At 61.9% G+C, this 19,849-nt stretch carries 16 protein-coding genes; 3 read left to right on the forward strand and 13 right to left on the reverse strand.

The window, feature by feature from the left end:
• Positions 1–25: 25 nt before the first annotated feature.
• From DYST_RS06315 to DYST_RS06375, 13 genes are all read right to left on the reverse strand, one after another.
• Positions 26–796: an MAE_28990/MAE_18760 family HEPN-like nuclease gene (locus DYST_RS06315; protein WP_239950778.1), complete on the reverse strand. Its 771-nt coding sequence runs from the start codon at positions 794–796 to the stop codon at positions 26–28.
• Complete coding sequence (locus DYST_RS06320) at positions 780–1,904, reverse strand: DUF262 domain-containing protein (protein WP_239950780.1); 1,125 nt, start codon at positions 1,902–1,904, stop codon at positions 780–782. The genes DYST_RS06315 and DYST_RS06320 overlap by 17 nt, the downstream gene beginning before the upstream one ends.
• 384 nt (positions 1,905–2,288) lie before the next feature.
• Positions 2,289–3,581 (reverse strand): adenylosuccinate synthase, encoded by a 1,293-nt coding sequence (locus tag DYST_RS06325; RefSeq protein ID WP_102305111.1) that lies wholly within the window; start codon positions 3,579–3,581, stop codon positions 2,289–2,291.
• 182 nt (positions 3,582–3,763) lie between these two features.
• Entirely contained in the window at positions 3,764–3,949 is a 186-nt protein-coding gene (locus DYST_RS06330) for a DUF2065 domain-containing protein (protein WP_102305112.1), read from the reverse strand.
• A 13-nt stretch (positions 3,950–3,962) separates the two neighbouring features.
• Positions 3,963–4,832: a protease modulator HflC gene (gene hflC, locus DYST_RS06335; protein ID WP_102305113.1), complete on the reverse strand. Its 870-nt coding sequence runs from the start codon at positions 4,830–4,832 to the stop codon at positions 3,963–3,965.
• Positions 4,829–6,028 (reverse strand): FtsH protease activity modulator HflK, encoded by a 1,200-nt coding sequence (gene hflK / locus DYST_RS06340; protein WP_102305114.1) that lies wholly within the window; start codon positions 6,026–6,028, stop codon positions 4,829–4,831. The genes hflC and hflK overlap by 4 nt, the downstream gene beginning before the upstream one ends.
• Before the next feature lie 198 nt (positions 6,029–6,226).
• Positions 6,227–7,543, reverse strand: coding sequence for a ribosome rescue GTPase HflX (hflX, locus tag DYST_RS06345; RefSeq protein WP_239950782.1), 1,317 nt, complete (start codon positions 7,541–7,543; stop codon positions 6,227–6,229).
• Positions 7,544–7,736: 193 nt separating this feature from the next.
• Positions 7,737–8,003 carry an RNA chaperone Hfq gene (gene hfq, locus DYST_RS06350; protein ID WP_102305116.1) on the reverse strand — a complete coding sequence of 89 codons (267 nt, stop codon included), beginning with the start codon at positions 8,001–8,003 and terminating at the stop codon, positions 7,737–7,739.
• A gap of 167 nt (positions 8,004–8,170) precedes the next feature.
• Positions 8,171–9,115, reverse strand: coding sequence for a tRNA (adenosine(37)-N6)-dimethylallyltransferase MiaA (gene miaA / locus DYST_RS06355; protein WP_239950783.1), 945 nt, complete (start codon positions 9,113–9,115; stop codon positions 8,171–8,173).
• Positions 9,116–9,163: 48 nt separating this feature from the next.
• On the reverse strand, positions 9,164–9,919 hold the full coding sequence (locus tag DYST_RS06360) for a carbonic anhydrase family protein (protein ID WP_239950784.1): 756 nt from the start codon (positions 9,917–9,919) through the stop codon (positions 9,164–9,166).
• 125 nt (positions 9,920–10,044) lie between these two features.
• Positions 10,045–12,201 (reverse strand): S46 family peptidase, encoded by a 2,157-nt coding sequence (locus tag DYST_RS06365; RefSeq protein ID WP_239950785.1) that lies wholly within the window; start codon positions 12,199–12,201, stop codon positions 10,045–10,047.
• A gap of 94 nt (positions 12,202–12,295) precedes the next feature.
• On the reverse strand, positions 12,296–13,885 hold the full coding sequence (locus DYST_RS06370) for a hypothetical protein (RefSeq protein WP_239950786.1): 1,590 nt from the start codon (positions 13,883–13,885) through the stop codon (positions 12,296–12,298).
• Positions 13,821–14,432, reverse strand: coding sequence for a hypothetical protein (locus tag DYST_RS06375; RefSeq protein WP_239950787.1), 612 nt, complete (start codon positions 14,430–14,432; stop codon positions 13,821–13,823). Before DYST_RS06375 ends, DYST_RS06370 begins: the two co-directional genes overlap by 65 nt.
• Positions 14,433–14,572: 140 nt before the next feature.
• Here DYST_RS06375 and tdh point away from each other — a divergent pair, with 140 nt between their 5' ends.
• The 3 genes from tdh to DYST_RS06390 all read left to right on the forward strand — a co-directional run bounded on the left by tdh (position 14,573) and on the right by DYST_RS06390 (position 19,745).
• Positions 14,573–15,607, forward strand: a complete 1,035-nt coding sequence (gene tdh / locus DYST_RS06380) for an L-threonine 3-dehydrogenase (protein WP_199041576.1) — start codon at positions 14,573–14,575, stop codon at positions 15,605–15,607.
• A 432-nt stretch (positions 15,608–16,039) separates the two neighbouring features.
• The gene (locus tag DYST_RS06385; protein WP_239950788.1) at positions 16,040–17,083 is read left to right on the forward strand and encodes an AsmA family protein; all 1,044 of its coding nucleotides are present in this window, start codon (positions 16,040–16,042) and stop codon (positions 17,081–17,083) included.
• Positions 16,995–19,745, forward strand: a complete 2,751-nt coding sequence (locus DYST_RS06390) for a DUF748 domain-containing protein (protein ID WP_239950789.1) — start codon at positions 16,995–16,997, stop codon at positions 19,743–19,745. The genes DYST_RS06385 and DYST_RS06390 overlap by 89 nt, the downstream gene beginning before the upstream one ends.
• Positions 19,746–19,849 lie beyond the last annotated feature (104 nt).

Below are 19,849 nucleotides of genomic sequence, written 5' to 3' on the forward strand. Positions count from 1 at the left end.
ACGAATACGTCGCCCATTTAAATTTTCACTGGACACCAGTGTAAGACCGGGCGATCGCACTGCTTCGAGCCGGCATGCGATAGGATCGCTGAGTGATATACGCTTCGATGCCCGCAAGCACTGCGTCCAAATAGACCTCGGTTTCCTTGGAAATCGCCATTAGCTCATCTAGCGATGTATCGTGGCCGCAGTCTTCAAATGAAACTCTTCCGTGGGCCAGTTCATTGCGCTTTTCTTTTATCTTGAGAAGCCGTGCTCCATCGCGACTCAACGAAAGATCATGACTGGCCACTTGGAACCCATAACGCTCGGCGGTTTCTCTTATTTCCCTGGCATCTATATTTCCTGAGAAAAGCTTCTTTTTGTCGTAGCCGAGTTCGACGATAGATCGGTGTATTGGATGGTTGCTCTCCAATACGTACTTTCCATCACCGCTTATCGCTTTCTTGAAGTTGAGAAGTACGATCCTTTTAACTGCCTCGGTTAGCTCGTCGAAGCTACACTCATCGCTGAGCAGACACCTGTGAATCGCATCTATTGCGTTCGTCATGGTCGACTCGACCAAGTTATATAGCAACAGATATCCATTGGCTCGCATGGTTTTAATTAACTCGCGATTTATAACACCATCGACGACCACCGGGACTTCTGAACTCGGTTCATAACGAGCAACCCCCGTCGCTCTGTGCTCGGTGAGACAGCAGACAAAATCCAGGTAACGACGGACCTCGTCGCATCTCTTGCTAAAGAGCTCGCGAACCTCAAGAAGCGCTAATGAATCACTCGTCGGTGCCATTGTCGTCTCGCAGACCGTCATCAGACTCAAGCGCCGGCTGAACACCAAGCAGGCTATCCCGTACGAAATGAATTCTGTTGATTACCTTGGGACGTGAGTTGCTTGCGTCGGATCGAGTGAGGACCTTGAAAGCCTCGCTATCCAACCACGTCATATCCGCGGGAGATGTGCACCCTAAGTCCTGGGCCAATGCCACGCCAACAGATATTGCCTCAAAACGGATTCTAGGCACCGAACTATTGTTCGAAGCTTTCCGGAATCCATACGGGAAGAACTGTTCGACAAAGCTAAGCATGTTGTCAAAGATCTGAACTTGCTTGGCCTGATCGAAGCCATGGGCATTCATTTCATCAAGGTATGCATCAAGGAAATCGTCAACGCGCTTGTTGAAGTTTTGGTATCGATCTAGATAAGCGAAGAACCGGAGGACCATTTCTTCGTATTCGCGATGCTTCACGCGAACGGCACTAACAGGACACAGGCGTTGGAACCTCTCCGATGCGGCCAGTTCACGAATTAGTGGCATGAAGTCACCATCTCGAGAGCCAAATCGCTTTTCCATGTCCTTCAGCTTGGTGCCACCACTATTAAGGCGATCGAATAGTTGGCGACGCGCCTCCTCGTCCACCTCTATCAGCTCGATCATGCGCATCGTTTTGCGCTGAAACCTGAGCTGCCTCGAAAGTGGGAGGTCATCGAAGTAGAAGCCATTGAGCTTATTTAGTAGCTCAAGCCGCTGCAGTTGCAGCTCATTGCCAATAAACCGCACGAGGGTACGGATACGCTGTGATCCATCGACAATTTCAAGTCGCCCCTCATTCTCACCGCTGGTTACGTCGGCAACATACAAATAGGGGATGGGCAAGTTAAGGAGAATGGACTCAATAAATCGCGCCTGCTGTGGCTCTTTCCATATCATCTCTCGTTGATAATCTGGAATAAAGAGTTCGGCTCTGTCGTCCTCCAGCTTGGTGGTGAATTTTGAAACTATGACTTCAATGGGGTATTCCCTGATATCAAAATCAGTTTCTTTTTGTTTTTCTTTTATCTGATCGTCGGCCTCGTTCTTTTGATTCTCGCTGACGTTCGGAAATAGATCCTTACTCATTCCAGCCATCTCGCCCCCCAATCCAGGTATCAAGCGCACACCATGTGCAATATTTCACCAGCTTGGAACCAATATTGGCAGTATCAGTACTTGGCCACCACATCTTCTTGCGAATTCGCACCTCGGGGGACGTAGCCAAACCCTACTGGGCCTACCTCTTGGTAAGCCTCGAGCTATCCGGCCAGGTGCTCAGTCATGGAATCGATTGCTCGGGCCGTACGCCCCTTACCACAGAGAACTGTGCGCGGGGCCAGGTATTGGCCAAAGGGACAAGCAAAGAGGGCCCGCCATATGGACGGGCCCTCTCGACTTTTCAACCAGTTACGCACGGCACCCCTTTTGGGGCATCAGCTACCAAATAGCGCAGACCATGGAACGGGACGATCAGGCGAACGGATGATCCAGCACGATGGTGTCGTCGCGGTCGGCGCCGGTGGCGACGAGCGAGAGCTTGCAGCCCGACAGTTCTTCCACCGCGCGCAGGTAGGCGCGGGCGGCGGCGGGCAGCTTGTCCCACTCGCGGATGCCCGCGGTGGATTCGTCCCAGCCCGGGAATTCCAGGTACACCGGCTTGCACTCGTCCCAGCCATCTGCATCCAGCGGGGCCAGCTCACGGCGCTTGCCGCGGTATTCGTACGCGATGCAGACCTTGATGGTCGGCAGGCCGTCCAGCACGTCGAGCTTGGTGATGGCCAGGCCGTTGATGCCGTTGATCTGCACGGCGCGCTTGAGCGCGACAAGGTCGATCCAGCCGCAGCGACGCGGACGGCCGGTGCTAGCGCCGAACTCATTGCCGACCTTGCGCAGGCGTTCGCCCATCTCGTCGTGCAGCTCGGTCGGGAACGGACCGCCGCCCACGCGCGTGGCGTAGGCCTTGCAGATGCCCAGCACGTAGTCGATGTCACCCGCGCCCACGCCGGTACCTGCCAGCGCGCCACCGACGGTGGTGTTGGACGAGGTGACGTACGGGTAGGTGCCGTGGTCGATGTCGAGCAGCGCGCCCTGCGCACCTTCAAACAAGATGTGGCCGCCTTCCTTGCGCACGTCGTGCAGGATGGTGGCGACGTCGTCGACCATCGGGCGGATGAATTCGCCATAGGCCAGGGCATCGTCCAGCACGGTCTGGAAATCCACCGGCTCGGCCTTCAACCATTGGGTGAGGATGAAGTTGTGGTACTCGACGGCAGCCTTCACCTTCTCCGGCAACTCGTGCGGGTACATCAGATCGGCGACACGCACGCTGCGGCGAGCCACCTTGTCTTCGTACGCCGGGCCGATGCCGCGACCGGTGGTGCCGATGGCACTCTTACCGGCAGCGATTTCACGCGCCTTATCGACAGCAATGTGGTACGGCATGATCAGCGGGGTGGCCGGGCTGATCTTGAGGCGCGAACGCACTTCCACGCCCTGCGCTTCCAGCTCTTCGATTTCCTGCTTGAGCGCCTGCGGCGACAGCACGACGCCGTTACCGATCAGGCACAGCGCGTCATCACGCAGAATGCCCGAGGGGATCAGGTGCAGCACGGTCTTCTTGCCGCCAATGACCAGCGTGTGGCCGGCATTGTGGCCGCCCTGGAAGCGAGCGACGGCTTTGACCTCTTCGGTCAGCAGGTCGACGATCTTGCCTTTGCCTTCGTCGCCCCACTGCGCACCAAGGATGACTACTGACTTGCCCATGATGATCTTGCTCTCGTCAATTTGAAGAATCGGGTGCCCCTAGGGGCCAAATTGCCAAGGGAACGTTTCAACCTTGCCAGCGCGGGCTGGCGACCGGCGTCCACTCACTCGCGAACCACCGGAAGGACGATCACGCATCCCTGAAACCGTGATGGGTTGAGCGGCCCATCCGCCGCATTAACTCAATGCATCAGTTGCAATGCCGCCAGGCCGATAACGATGGCCACGGCGCCAAACAGGCGCAGTGCTCGCGGGCTGAGTTTCACCGCCTCACGCATGGTGGCTTGCCAGCCACGCGGCGCGGCGAACAGCACCAGCCCTTCAATCACCAACACCAGGCACAACGCGCCCAGCAGTTCACGCCACATCACTCGTCACCACTCAGTGACGGGGCGATGCACCGTCGTTGAAATACTTCAGGAACTCCGAATCCGGCTTGAGCACCAACACGCCCTTGCCGTCCTTGAAGGAGGTACGGTACGCGGTCAGGCTTCGATAAAACGCGAAGAACTCCGGATCCTGACCGTAGGCCTGCGCGTAGATGGCCGCGGCCTGCGCATCACCCTCGCCCTTGACCTTGGCGGCGTCGCGATCAGCGTCGGCCTTGATCACCTGCGCCTGGCGGTCGGCATCGGCCTTGATGGTTTCAGCGGCCTGCTGACCGGTGTAACGCAGCTCGTTGGCGAGCTGCGCACGCTCGGCGCGCATGCGCTTGTAGACCGACTCGCTCACTTCGTCCGGCAGGTCGATGCGCTTGATGCGCACGTCGACCACAGCAATGCCCAGGTTCTTGCGGGCGGCGGCGTCGGTTTGCTTGCGCACGCGCTCAGTCACGTCCTTGCGGCCGGCGGAGACCAGCTCCTGCAGGGTGCGTCCGTTGAACTCAAAGCGCAGCGCATCCTTCACGATGGGCGTAAGGCGGTTCGCTGCTTGCAGCTCGTCGCCCGCGGTGGCGCGGTAGTAGGCGGCGTTGTCGGCAATGCGCCACTTCACGTAGAAGTCGACATTGACGCTCTTCTTTTCCGAGGTGAAGTAACGCTCGGGCTGCGCTTCCAGGGTGAGGATGCGGTTGTCGAACGTCATCACTTGCTGGATGAACGGAAGCTTGGCGTGTAGGCCCGGCTGGTCGCCGGTGCGCACGATGCGGCCGAACTGCAGCACAAGCGCGGTCTGGCCTTCGTGCACCACGAACAGGCTGTTGAAGCCGAGCAATACGATCAGCACGGCGATGATGGCTGAGCCTAACTTCATGGCTGCTTCTCCTTGCCGCCACCGAGGCTGCTGTCGCTACCCGCCGATTGCATGACCGAACCCACGCCCTGCAGTTCCTTGCCGACCGTCCGGTCAAGCGGGAGATAGATCATGTTGCGGCCGCCGGAACCATCCAGCACCTTGGGATTGTTGGACATCACATCCTCGACGGTTTCCAGCCACAGGCGGCGACGGGTGACGTCGGGCGCGGCTTTGTATTCCTTGAGGATGAGATTGAAGCGCGACGCATCGCCCGTGGCGGTCGCCACGCGCGCAGCGGCGTAACCCTGCGCTTCGGCGGCAATGCGCGAAGCGTCACCACGCGCGACCGGCACGACCTGGCTGGAGTACGCGCGAGCGTTGTTCTCGGTGCCCTGCTTGTCTTCGCGAGCGGCGTTGACGTCGTCAAAGGCGTCCTTCACTTCCTGCGGCGGGGCCACGTTCTGGAAGCTCACGTCGGTCACCATCAAGCCGGCGTCGTATTCATCCAGCGTGGCCTGCAGGATCTCGCGGGTCTGCTGCTGCAGCGTGTCGCGGGTCTGCGCCTTGGCGGATGCCGGGATGGCAGTGGGTATTGCGGTCGCCACCGAGGGTGCCGAGGATGCAGCGGCCACGCTGCTTGCTGGCGCAGGTGCCGGCGCGGCCGGTATGGCCTCGGTGCCCTGGCTGGTGAGAATGTTGTCCATCACGTTGGCGCCCACCACCGTGCGCACGGCAGCCTCAGCGGCCTGGCGCAGCGTCTCTTCCGGCGGACCGCTCAGTGAGAAGAGGAACTTGCGGGCATCCGACACCTGGTACTGCACGTTGAAGTCGACGGAGATGATGTTCTCGTCGCTGGTCAGCATGCGCACCTTGTCCGACACCGAACGGATCTCCGTGGTGCCGACCTTGGTGACGGTTTCGATGGGGCTGGGCGCCTTGAGGTGGAAACCCGGCTGCAGCGTACGGGCGTACTTGCCGAAGCGCAGCACCACGCCAGCCTGACGGGCATCGACGATGGTGAAGCTGCTCATGCCGACCCACACGATCACGAAGGCCAGCAGGATGGTGAAGATGCCGCCAGCCCCGCCACCGAGCTTGCCGAAGCGGTTGCGCAGTTGCTTAAGCATGTCCTCCAGCCCCGGCTTGTTGCCGGTCTGGCGATTCCTGTTCCACGGATCGCGTTGCCCGTTGTTACCGGGTTCGTTCCAGGCCATGGTCAGTCTCCTTGAGGCCGCTGGGAGGCCGGCAGCTTTGGCCGGAAAACGCTTTGAACGGGTTGGGACATGGTCTCGGGTGCTTGTCGTCGCAAGTGTGCCGTCCAGGCCCTGATGGCCGCACAAACGCCGTTGATTCTACCAGACCCGGACGACGATTCCTCACTTGCAGGACGCCTTCCAGCGATGAGGAGCACCTTACAAGACCTCGGACTCTTCTACGGTGCCCAGTAAGTCTTTGAGCAGCGCCGCCTCGGCCGCGCCCCCGCCGCTAAGCGGGGCAATGACACTACGCGGCGCGTCAATGGTCAGGCGCCAGCCTTCCTCGTCCACTTCTTCACCGACAATGGCACCGGCCGCCTTGAGGCGAGCATGCAGGCGCCCTGCAGAGTGCGGCAGTCGCAGTTCGGACTGGACTCGATCGCCACCGAGCAATTCTCCCAGCGCCTGCCGCAGCAGATCCAAGCCCTGTCCGCTTGCGGCCGACAGCCAAACGGTGGTGGGACGACCTTCGCCGTCGCGATCGATACGTGGCTCGGTGCCGGCGAGGTCGATCTTGTTCATCACGCGCAGCTGCGGCAAATCGCCCGCATCGATCTCCTCCAGCACGCTGTCGACCACATGGGCGAGGCGCTCGCGCTCCTCGTCAGCTGCATCGCTCACGTGCAGCAGCAGGTCGGCGTCGCGCGCCTCGGCCAGGGTGCCGCGGAACGCCGCAACAAGGTCGTGCGGCAGTTCGCGGATAAAGCCCACCGTGTCCGCCAGCACTGCCGGGCCGCAGGAAAGGCCATCCAGCTTGCGCACGGTCGGGTCCAGCGTGGCGAACAGCAGGTCGGCGGCGAACACCTCGCCTTCCGTCAGCACGTTGAACAAGGTTGACTTGCCGGCATTGGTGTAGCCCACCAGGGCGACCCTTGGCACGGTGTTGCGCAGACGCGCACGACGCTGCTGCACGCGCTGGGTCTGCACCTTCTCCAGGCGTTTGCTCAGCATCTTCACGCGCTCGGCCAGCAAGCGGCGGTCGGTTTCTAGCTGGGTTTCGCCGGGACCGCGGTTGCCAATGGCGCCGCCGCGCTGGGCGTCAAGGTGGGTCCAGCCTCGGACCAGCCGGGTAGCCAGGTGCTTGAGCTGGGCCAGTTCCACCTCGAGCTTGCCTTCATGCGAACGCGCACGCTGGGCGAAGATGTCCAGGATCAGACCGGCACGATCCACTACGCGGATACCGAGGTGCTTTTCGAGGTTGCGCTCCTGCACGGGCGACAGGAGATGGTCGATCAGCACCAGGTCGGCGCCCATGGCGCGGGCCGCCTCGGCCACCTCGTCGGCCTTGCCGGTACCGATGTAGTAACGGGGATTGGGCACGTCGATACGTGCCGGAATGCTGCCGAGGATGTCGGCGCCGGCCGAACGGACCAGTTCGGCGAATTCTTCGGCGCGCCGGGCCGAATCGCCCTCGCCGCGTGAATGCGGGAGAACAAGGAGGGCGCGTTCGCCTTTCTTTTGACGATCAAACACGAGGGCGGAAAGACCTTTATAGAGACGCCGCGCCCTGAGCCCAGGCGGACCCACGGCGCGAATCGGAGTGGAAAGTGTATGTGTATAAGCCGTCGGCGGATAACACCGAGGCGCCTTCCCTACTCAGATGGGTCCTGGGACGCGCTGATCCAACCCTGTGGATTGGATTAGAGCGTCCCCGCCCCGCGTTGAATCAAGCTTCCGGCTCTACCGTAGCCGAGCCTTCGCCCTGCCCCTCCTGGCCGTTGCCCATGCGGACATTGCGGCTGGGTACCACGGTGGAGATGGCATGCTTGTAGACCATCTGGCTCACCTGGTTACGCAGCAGGACGACGAACTGATCGAACGATTCGATCGTGCCCTGCAGCTTGATGCCATTCACCAGGTAGATGGCGACCGGAACGCGCTCGCGGCGCAGTGCATTGAGAAATGGATCTTGCAACGATTGCCCTTTGGACATTTCTTGTTCTCCCCTCGCAACGGACAGACCGGGATAAAAGACGCATGACGCGCCCCGGTCCAAGGCCGAGGAATATTAACCACTTTTAAATCGTTGATGAAAGGGCAAATGCGCGCTTTCATCATGTGTGAAAAAGACGTTTAGAAAATGCTGCGTGGCACTATGCACTAATTACCTACGAATAGCGCCATCGCATCGGTGGCGATACGCTGGCTATCCGGCCTTTCCGGATCGATCACCCGCGCGTCGAGCTCGCTGCGCAGCCAGGTGATCTGCCGCTTCGCCAGCTGACGCGTGGCGAAAATACCGCGGTCACGCCATTCCGCGGCGTCCATTTGGCCGTCCAGGTATTCCCAGGCTTGGCGATACCCCACCGCCCGGATGGCGGGAAGATCGGCATGCAGGTCGCCACGCGCGCGCAGCGCACGGACCTCGTCCAGGAAACCGTCCTTGAGCATGGCATCGAAGCGTTGAGCGATCCGCGCGTGCAACGGCGCCCTGTCGGTCGGTACCAGGGCCAGCTTGAGCACACGCCACGGGAAGCGCTCTCCGCTTCCGCCCTGCTGCTGCTCGGACAACGGACGCCCGGTGAGTTCGATCACCTCCAGCGCGCGTTGGATGCGCTGCGCGTCATTGGGCCCGATACGTTCCGCCGCCACCGGGTCCAGCTGCCGCAGACGCACGTGCAAGGAGGGCCATCCCTCCACCGCGGCTTCCGCAGTAAGGCGCTCCCGGATGGCCTGATCAGCCTCCGGTAACTGGGACAGCCCTTGCTGAAGGGCCCGAAAGTACAGCCCCGTGCCACCGACCAGCAAAGGCACCCGACCCTTTGCCGTGATGTCCTGCATCGCGGTCACGGCATCGCCGCGGAAATCCGCGGCCGAATAGGGCGCGGCCGGATCGCGGATGTCGATCAACCGGTGCGGGTAGCGCGCCAGCGTCGCGGCATCAGGCTTTGCCGAGCCGATATCCAGGCTGCGATACACGAGCGCCGAATCGACGCTTATCAGATCGACCGGAAAACGGTCACTCAGCGCGCAGGCGAGCGCAGTCTTACCCGACGCGGTCGGGCCCATCAGGAACACGGCGAGTGGGCGCTGATCGATCGGCATCCGCCCATTGTAACGGTGAACCCAACTAATGCCCGTAGCAGCGCTGCCTCAGGCGTAGAACTGCACCTCGCCACCCATCAGGTGATACATCGACCCGACGATCTTGATCTTGCCGTCCTTTTCCAGCCCAGCAAGCACGTCGCTGCGGCGCCGTATCTCGTCAACGGTGTGGCGGACATTGGTCGCCGCCACGGCATCCACGAAGGCGTCGTTCTTGCTCGACCGTTCGCCACTGAACTGCGTGGCGTCTACCGCGGGCCTGATTTTGTCGAGCAGCCCCGTCAGGTTGCCCAGTTTGGCGCCGTCGATCGCTCCTTTGATGGCACCGCACGCGGTATGCCCCATCACCAGCACAACCTTGGCCCCAGCGAGAGCGCAGGCGAACTCCAGGCTTCCCAGCAGATCATCGTTGGCAATGTTGCCGGCGACTCGCCCGGTGAACGTCTCGCCAATGCCGGTATCCAGGATGATCTCCGTGGGTGCGCGCGAGTCGATGCAGCCAAGGATCACTGCGGCGGGATATTGCCCGGCGACACTGGCCCGCTTCTGCGCCAGATAGTCGTGGCCCTGCATCTTGCCTGCACGGAAACGCTGGTTGCCATCCTTGAGCATGGCGACGACCTGGTCCGGCGTCATCGCATCGCGCTGATCCTTGGTAAGCGCGGCAGCCTGCGCGAGTCCGGGCAGCAGCCACGACGCCCCACCGATGACAGTAAAAGCAGCTGCACCAAGAGTCGATGTCAGCATCGTACGGCGCGAGGTGTCCACCGCACCCGCGCAACAGCTCTCGTCTTGATGATTCATAACGCCCCCGAAGCGACATGAGTTGCTTACTTCGCGCTGGGTGCGATGAAACGGGTGTGAACCCTTCCAACCGCGCCCCTATAGAAGCGCATCTGTGCGCGTCTATAGGGGCGGAATGAAGCTAATCAGTGCGCGGGCACACCCATTTCCTTCAACAGCTGCGGTGCCGGATAAACCTTGTCCATCAGCCAGCGCATGTAGCGCAGGTCGACGTGGATGGCACGCTTGTAGCGCGGGTCGAACATCCAGCTCGCGCTCACCGCTTCCCAATTGCTGTCGAAGTTGAGACCGACCAGCTCGCCCTTGGCATTGAGCACGGGCGAGCCCGAGTTGCCGCCAGTGGTGTCCAGGTTGCTCAGGAAATCCACCGGCATGGCGCCCGTCTTCGCATCGGCATAACCCTCGTAATCGCCCTTGGCGATGGCATCGAGCAAGGGCTTGGGTGCATCGAACGGTGCAACGCCAGTGTTTTTTTCGACGATGCCGGTCGTGGTGGTCAGCGGTTCGTACGATACGGCATCGCGCGCCTTCAGCGGCGTGACCTTGCCGTAGCTCACGCGCAAGGTGGAGTTCGCATCCGGGTACACCGCCCTACCCTGTTTCTCGCGGTAGGCGATGAGGGCGTCCATATACGCGGGGCGCAGACGCAGCAGGTCGCCCTCACGGGATTTGCGCTCGTTCTCTACGCGCAGCAAGGCCGGTTGCAACTGAGCGGCGAGCGACAACAACGCGTCACTGGACTTGGCCACCGACGCCGGATCGGCCTTCAGCCAGGCCAGTCGCTGCGCTTCATCGCCAAGTTGCGTAGCGCCGTAGACCTGGTCGAGCTTCTGCGACAAGGCCTCCGGCGTACGCCCGAAAGCGGCATCGAATTCCGGCAGGCGTTGCGCATCGGGCAGCTTCTGATAACGCGTGAGCAGCGCGGTAAGCAGCCGCTTTTCGATCAGTGGGTCGTAACGGCGCTGCACTTGCCGCAATGTGCCGGCCATCAAGTCTTCATCACGCACCTGATAGCCCGCTTCGCGATGTGCATCGGGGTTTCCGCGCTCGTGAGCCAGGCGTTGCAGCATGATGGCGGAGCGCATCAGCTGCGTCTGCGATTGCATCAAGGTCAGCAGCACATCGCGCTCGCGCGTAGCGTTGGCAGAGGCGACCAGTTGATTGACCTCATCAATCTGCGGACGCAACGTGGTCGCCTGCGGCTGGGCTACAAGCCATGCCAGCATGGCGTCCTCGTCCTTGCGCCGCACGGCGACGGCATCGCTGCGCTTGAGGCCCTCCAACTCGCCTTCGAAGCGCTTGATGCCATTCTTGAGCGATTGCAGTTGCGAGGCGTAACGGATAGCCGCCTGCCGATCGTCGCGCCCAGTGTCCTCGATGATGTGCTGCAGTTGCTGCATCACTTGCACCGTGGTCGGTAGGCGCCACTGCACCTGATCGGCAAATTCGGCCGCCGTACGATGGCGATAGGTGATGCCGGGATAACCGGCAAGCATCACGAAATCCCCTTCGCGCACACCCTCTTGAGCCACCTGCAGGTGCGCCGGCGGGTGATAAGGAACGTTGTCCTTAGCGTAGTCGGCCGGCTTGCCGTCCGGCCCCACGTAGGCGCGCAGCAACGTGAAGTCGCCGGCGTGGCGAGGCCACACGAAGTTGTCCACCTCGTCGCCATAGTTGCCGATGGCGCGCGGCGGCGCGTACACCAAACGCACATCGCGCAGCTCGAGTTGCTTCACCAGATAGAAGTCGCGGCCGTAGAACATGTTGACTACGCTGCAGCGCATGCCGGGCTCGCGCTCGCATTCGGCCACCAACGTCTTGCTGATGGCGTCCACCGCGTCGAAGTAAGCGCGCCCCGTTTTGCCCTTGGCTGCCGCGAGCACCTTGTCGCTGACCTTGTCGAAACCGGTGGTGACGCGCAGGCGGAAATCGGGATTCGCCGGCAGTTCTTCCCCGCGTTCGTGCGAAACGAAGCCGTTCTGGATCAGATCGCGCTGTGCGTTGCTGTTGTACTGGATGACGCCAAACGCCACGTGGTGGTTGGTCAGCACCAAACCGTCGTCGCTGACGAAGGAGCCGGTGGCGCCACCGACCTTCACCACCGCGCTGAGCGGTGCCTTGGTGAGGTCGGCCAGATCCGACGGATTGCCCTGGAAACCGGCAGCGCGAAGCGACTTGCCGATAGAGGGCAACTGCGAAGGCATCCACATGCCCTCATCGGCCTGCGCGACCGGGGCCAACACCATGGCCAACGCCAGACCCAACTTCTTCCTCAAACGCATGGGTGTCTCTCTACATTATTCGCAATAAATTGCGACATTAGAACGAAGCGGCTGAGTTCGGCAACGCCGCACCGTACACCGCATCGACCAAGGATCATTGGCAGGAAGACGCCCCGTTAGCCGTCTCCGGAGGCGGCAAGGCGAGGAACACCGTGCTCCAAAGCTGCGCGGCGTTGGACTCGTCCTCATGCGCACCTTCTGCGCCGAACGGCTCGATACGGTAGCGGCCATTGCTATAGGACCAGGACCACAGCTCCGACGTACGCATGGCGCCGGCTGCACAAATCCCGCGCCATAGCTCGGTCTGTGCAGCGGTCAGATGTGCAAGGGTGGTGGCGGGCAGATCGGTGCGCGCCAACTGGCGCTTCAGTCCGGCGGCCATGATGGCCTGTTGCCAAGCCCAGATCACCGTGCCGTGATAGGCGTTGTTGCCAAAGCGCGACCGCACGTCGCGATCGGCATACGCGGGATTGGCGACCACCATGCCCGCGTCGGTCATCAAGCCGGCCGGGAAGGGTCGCATCAGGGTGCCAACGTCACGATCCAACGTGGCTGCATCCGGCTGACCGAACAGCAAGCCGAAGCCTTCATCGGAGTTGAGCACGGGAACCGGATGGCCCTGGGCATCCAACGAGATCGCCGGAAACTGCAGTGCGCCACTGCCCAGCGCCTTCAGCGCCGATGCGTCCGCCACGCCGATCTGCTTGGCGTAATCGCTCACCTGCTGCGCGGCGCGCTCGCTGGACAGGTTCACGGTGAACAGAGCGCTGGCGTGACGTTCCCAATCACCTGCGCTTGCGGCGGCAGTGCGCAGACGCTCGCGCTGCGCCGGCGTGGTGTAGTCATCCAGCAGGCCCGCATCCAGGAACTGGCCGATCGCGCGCAACGCGGCGGGCATCCATACGGCGTTGACGTCGTAAGGGTAACGTCCCCGGCCAATGCCCTCGTTGCTGTCACGCCACTGGCCGACCTGACTATTGGGCTTGAGCGAGACCAGATTGGTATAGACCGGCTGCCGCGCGAACGCCTCGCTGCTGGCAGCGACAAACAGCAGATTGCGCACCAACGCGTCGCCCTGCCGCTGTGCGTCGACCTTGCCGGCAAGGAACGCCCGCGCGCCCGCGCGACCACGCGGGTCTTCCAGCAGCCAGGCCGCGGCGACTGGCGGCAGCATGTAGTCGTCATCGACCATGACATAGTCGTAGAGCGGCGTGGCCGAGGGCTTGTCCTGCTCCTTGAGATGCTGGAGCACCGCAAACTCGCCGATGCCTTCCTCATGAGCGACCTGCCCGTCAGGTGCGAGCCGTACGAGCACGGAGGCGATACCGGCATCTACGGCCGCAGGCTGCAGCACCGGCATCAGCAGGCGCAAGGACATCAGGGTGTCGCGTCCGAAATAGGTATCGAAGCGCCAAGAGCCGGCGAGGAATTTCTCGCGATAGCTCAGGAACTGCAGCGCTTGGCGGCTGCGTGCGTCGGGCTGTGCCTTGTCGTTGAGTAAATTGGTGAACGGAGTCAGCGGCGTCTCGCCCGTACTCGCTTCGATACGCAGACGCACCGCCTCGCCAGCATGGTCAGGATGCAGCGCGATGTGCTCACCCTCGTGAACGAAGCGCCCGTTATCTGCGGTCAACGCGATGGCGTATCCCGGCGCACCGTCCACCCGCTGACGCTGCCAACGCACGGAATGCTCTGCCAGCTCGGGCTTCGCCACGATCTGCGGCGTAGTAGCCGCCTGCTGGGCAAAGCCCTGCCCTGAGTTGGTAATCGCGCAACACGCGAATGCTACCCAGCACGGCGTCCTTGATCACCAGAGTGTCACCCGTGACGGTGGCCCGGGCAACGATGCCATGCCAGGCGTGACCGTCCACGGTGTGACTCTGGCCCGTCACCGAATCCAGGGTCCATCGCACCGGTGCGATGGTCGGCTCGAACCAGATGCCTGCACCGCTGTTGCCGGCAGGGAACGCCACCAGCACGCGTGGCTTGGCGCCGGAATTGAGCAACAGATGGGCTGCGACATCGCCTTGCTGAAAGAAGGCGTTCTCGATGTTCCCCTCGGTGATGCGGAACTGCAGCGGTGCTGCCGCTGCTGGTGGCTGGGGCTCAACGGCCCATGCGGCAGGCCATGCCACCAGGCTGGCAACCAGCACCAGCGAAGAAGCGACCGCGTGCCACCGGTTTGTCCGCCCCGTCTTTCCACCCCACCGACCCATCATGTCCAAACGCATGCTCCCCGCTCCGTTCAGTGACGCATAAAATTGCGACAGTAAAAGCTGGGGGCCGGATCGGCAACGTTGCAGTGCACGAAGCCTCAGCCGCACCCGGCTTCTATAATGTCTGTTTCCCCGCCCTTCCCCACGGAAATCCCATGCCTCAGATGATGAAAGCCCTGGTCAAGCGCAACCCCGAACAGGGCATCTGGATGGAAGAAGTGCCTGTTCCCGAGGTCGGCCCCAACGAGGTGCTGATCAAGATGGAGAAAACCGCTATCTGCGGTACCGACCTGCACATCTATAAGTGGGACGACTGGTCCCAGCGCACCATCAAGCCGGGCCTGACCATCGGCCACGAATTCGTTGGCCGCATCGTGGAGATCGGCCCAGGCGTGACCGGCTACAAGATCGGCGACCGCGTCTCGGCCGAAGGCCACATCGTGTGCGGCCACTGCCGTAACTGCCGTGCCGGCCGCCAGCACCTGTGCCCCAACACCATCGGTATCGGCGTGAACCGCAACGGCGCGTTCGCCGAGTACATGACCATGCCGGCCTCGAACCTGTGGCCCATCCCGGACCAGATCCCGTCCGAGCTGGCTGCCTTCTTCGACCCCTATGGCAACGCCGCGCACTGCGCGCTGGAGTTCGACCTGATCGGCGAAGACGTGCTGATTACCGGTGCAGGCCCCATCGGCGTCATCGCCGCGGGCATCGCCAAGCATGTGGGCGCCCGCAACGTGGTGGTCACCGACATCAACGACTATCGCCTGAAACTGGCGGCAGACATGGGCGCCACGCGCGTGGTGAACGTGGCCAACCAGTCGCTGAAGGACGTGATGAAGGACCTGCACATGGAGGGCTTCGACGTGGGCCTGGAAATGAGCGGCAACCCGCGCGCCTTCAACGACATGCTCGATTGCATGTACCACGGCGGCAAGATCGCCCTGCTCGGCATCCTGCCCAAGGGCGCCGGCATCGACTGGGACAAGGTGATCTTCAAGGGCCTCACTATGCAGGGCATCTACGGCCGTCGCATGTACGAGACCTGGTACAAGATGACCCAGATGGTGCTGACCGGCTTCCCGCTGCAGAAGGTGCTCACACACCAGATTCACATCGACGACTTCCAGAAGGGTTTCGACCTGATGGATGCCGGCAAGTGCGGCAAGGTCGTCTGCTCCTGGAGCTGAGCGTAACCTGTCACACCTTGGCGTTTCTGCAGAAAATGCCATGCTGAAATCTCGGCCGCCTTAGGGCCTGTTAGCACTATTCACGTGGCTCGCGCCGGGAGCTTTTTGCCCGCCAGACAAGGAAGAACGAAGGAGTGTACGTCCGTACACGACTGAGTGATGACGCAGTATGGCGGGCAAAAAGACCCGGCCCGAAGGGTTGATTGTCTGTGGCCGCCCAACGCCGGCGCGTGGCTTGACCTGGCCACCAGCCAGGCCGGCGCCACGCACCGGCGCTGAACAGCCACAGACAATCAACGCGAGCTACGTGAATAGTGCTAACAGGCCCTAGTACACTCGGGCTTAGGGCGGCCGACAGAATCGCTGGGATTGTGAAGGTGTGTGGCCCAAGGGCCGTGCACGGTCGGCACGCGATGTCATGGGAGCATCGTGATGGCGGGCCTTTTCAGTAATCCTCGTTTGGCCGCGGGACGCGACCGCGCCCTCACCATCTATAAGTCACACCGCACGCGCAAGATCGTTCTGATCCTTGCCATCGTGGTGGTGGTATTTGGCCTGCTCGGCTTCCTAGCCGCGCCCTCCATCATCCGCAGTCAGATCGAGAAGCACGCCACGGCAGCGCTGCAACGCCCGGTTACCCTGGGCGCCGTGCACCTGAACCCGTACACGCTGCGGCTGGAGCTGGACCAACTGCACATTGCCGACCAGGACGGCAAATCACCTTTCGTCAGCATCGACCAGGCCGTCGTCAATGCGTCGTGGTCGTCGGTGTTCCGTCTGAAGCCGGTGCTGGACGAACTGTCGTTGCAAGGTCCGCGCATCCGCATCGTGCGCACGGGCGACCAGCGCTTCAATTTCAGCGACATCATCGATCGCATCAACGCCACGCCGTCGGACCCGAACGCAGCGCCCACGCGGTTCGCCATCTCCAACATCAGCGTGCACAACGGCAACATCCAGTTCGATGATGAAACGCTGAAGACCGAACATCGCGTTGAGAACCTGGAACTGGGTATTCCGTTCATTGCCAACCTGCCCAGCGACACTGACGTGTTCGTGCAGCCGCTGCTGTCGATGAAGGTAGATGGCAGCCCGTTACGCATGGAAGGCCATACCAAGCCCTTTGCGGACAGCCGCGAGTCGACTATCGATTTCCGGCTCGACCGCTTCGATCTCGCGCGCTACATGAGCTATGTGCCCGCGAAGCTGCCGGTGGCGATACCCAAGGGCCTGCTCAGCGGTGACCTCACCCTGCACTTCGTGCAAGCCAAGCCCACGCCGCAACTGCAAGTCACCGGCAAGGTGGAACTGAGACGATTTCGCCCTCAACAGCAGCGACGGCCAGGCGATCCTGACACTCGGCAAGGGCACGGCGGATCTGTCCGACGTGCAGCCGCTGCAATCACGCTACGCACTGGGCGTGCTCGCGCTCGATCAGGCACAGCTCTATTACACGTCCGCGGCAGATGGCCATAGCAACTTCGATACGCTGACGGCGCCCCCTGCCCAACCCGCAGCCGATACCAAGGCCCAGCCGACCGACCTGCGCATCGCTTCGATAACGCTCGCCAACAGCGCCATCCACTACGCCAATGCCACCGGCAAGATCGACCTGGGCAACATGCATGGCGGCATCCAGGGGCTGAGCATGCTACCGGCTCCGCCGGCAAAGCTGGATGTGGCAGCGCAATTCTTCGGTGGCGAGCTTTCCATGAAGGGCACGGTGGATCTTGCCAAGGACAAGCTTGTTGCCGCATTGGGCACTAAGCAGGTCGATTTGGCACCGCTACAGGCCGCCACGTATCAGGGGCTTGCGGCCCGCCTGACCAGCGGCAAGCTGGATGCCACCGGCCAGCTTCAGGTGGACTGGGGCAAGCCGTTCAATGTGCACCTGTCCGACGCACACACCACCGTCACCGATTTCGCGATGGAGCCGCAATTCAAGGGCCACGGTTCGCCGGTGGCCTGGAAGACGCTGGAGTCGGAGATCAAACAGATCGACCTGGCTTCGCAACAGGCACAGCTGGGTACGGTCAAGGCCAACGGCCTAGCGCTGGACGTGCAGCGCAACAGCAACAAGTACATCAGCCTTGTCGATCTGTTCGCCGCCAAGGACGCACCCAAGAAGAAGGCTGCGGACAACAGCCCGCCGTGGCATTGGAGCATCGAGCACCTGGCATTCGACAACGCCGCTGTCGTGTTCACCGACCTGGCCGCTGGCGGCAAGCCGGTGAAGATCAAGATCGACTCACTCAGCGGCGGCATGGAAAACCTGAGCGACAAGCTCAACGAACCGCGCGAAATGAAGTTGGCTGGCAATGTCGACAAGGGCAGCTTCACGGCGAGCGGCAAGGTGCAGCCCCTGCCGACACTCGCCGATATCCAGCTCGACACCAAACGCCTGGATATCTCCACCTTCCAGCCGTACATCAGCGTGCCGCTGAACGTGACTATTTCCAGTGCGCGCATCAGCAGTAACGGTAAGGTGCACTACGACGGGCGCAGCGCAGACCCCAAGCTCACCTACAAGGGCGATGCCGCGCTAGAGCAAGTACGCGTCCAGGATAAGCTCACCGGTGACGACTTCCTGCGCTGGCGCACGCTGAGCGGCAATCAGCTCGACGTGTCCTACGGCTACGGCGTGCCACGCATGCACGTGGGCAGTTTGGTGCTCAGCTCGTTCTACGCGCGCATGATCGTCAACTCGAACGGCACCCTGAACTTGTCCGAGGTCGTGGCCAACCCCGAGGCGGCTCCGGTCTCAGTGACGCGCGGCGAGAATGAGCAGCCCGTCGCCGGAGCAACGCCGGCCCCGGCAGCGCCAGCCCCCACGCCGCCGCCCGCGCCAGCAGCCGCCTCGAAAGCGAAATCAGAAGTCGCTACGGCAACACCGGCGCCGGCCTCTTCCGCGCCGGAAGCACCTGCGGCCGACATTCGCATCGGTGGCCTCACCCTGGTCAACGGTCAGCTCAACTACACCGACAACTTCATCAAGCCCAACTACACCGCGAATATGACCAAGGTGACCGGCAAGATCGGCGCCTTTGGCACCAAGCCGGGTGATCCGCCGGCCGATCTATCCGTGCAGGCAGCGCTGAACGATGACTCGCCCATCGACATCGACGGCACCGTCAACCCGCTGCAGCCCGTGGCCTTCCTCGACATCAAGGGCAAGGCGAACGAGGTGGAGCTGACCGGAATGAGCGCGTACTCCACCAAATACACCGGCTACCCCATCACCGCGGGCAAGCTGACGATGGACGTCCACTACATGCTGGACCAGCGCAAGCTCAACGCCGACAACCACATCTTCATCACTCAGCTGACCTTCGGTGATCGCGACGAAAGCCCTGGCGTCAAGCATCTCCCGGTGAAACTTGCCGTGGCGCTACTGAAGGACACGCAGGGCAACATCGACGTGAACGTGCCAGTCTCCGGCTCGCTGGACGACCCGCAATTCAGCATGGGCAGCCTGATCTGGCACGCCCTTGGCAACCTGATCGCCAAGGCGGCCACGGCCCCCTTCCGCCTGCTCGGCGCCGCGTTCGGTGGCGGCAACCACGAGGACCTGGGTTATGTGGAGTTCGATCCAGGCTCCGCCGTGCTCGATAAGAATGCGCAGGAGCGACTGGGCAAGATCGTCACCATGCTCACTCAGAAACCTGCTCTGAATCTGGACATCATCGGCCGCGTCGATCCGTCGAAGGATCAGGACGCACTGCGCAAGGTGACCGTGGACAACTTGGTCCGCCGCCAGAAGGTGCTCGACCAGGATGGCAAGAACGCCGATACCTCAGACGCCGCGCTCGCCGCAGTCAACGTGACGCCAGACGAGTACGAGAAATACCTCAAGCGCGCGTACAAGGACGACGACTTCAAAGGCAAGCCGAAGAATTTCATTGGCCTGAAGAAATCACTTGAGCCCGACGACATGCGAAGCCTGATGGAAACCAACATTTCCGTCGACGATGCCGCCATGCGTGACCTGGCGCAGCGCCGCGCCACCGCGGTGCAGGCCTGGCTGAAGGGCAAGCTGGACGACAAGCGCGTCTCGGTCAAGGATCCCAAGCTGGACACCAAGGATATCGACGACAAGGGCAGGACGACGCGTGTGGAGTTTGGGTTGCATCAGGGGTGAAGCTCGGCATTCGCGGTCCAAAGCTTCATCCGGCTTACGGCGAAAACCGTGTGCTGCAGCCACTGGATTCCGGCCTTCGCCGGAATGACGAGCACGGGGCACAC

This window comes from Dyella terrae (assembly GCF_022394535.1).
Lineage (GTDB): Bacteria > Pseudomonadota > Gammaproteobacteria > Xanthomonadales > Rhodanobacteraceae > Dyella.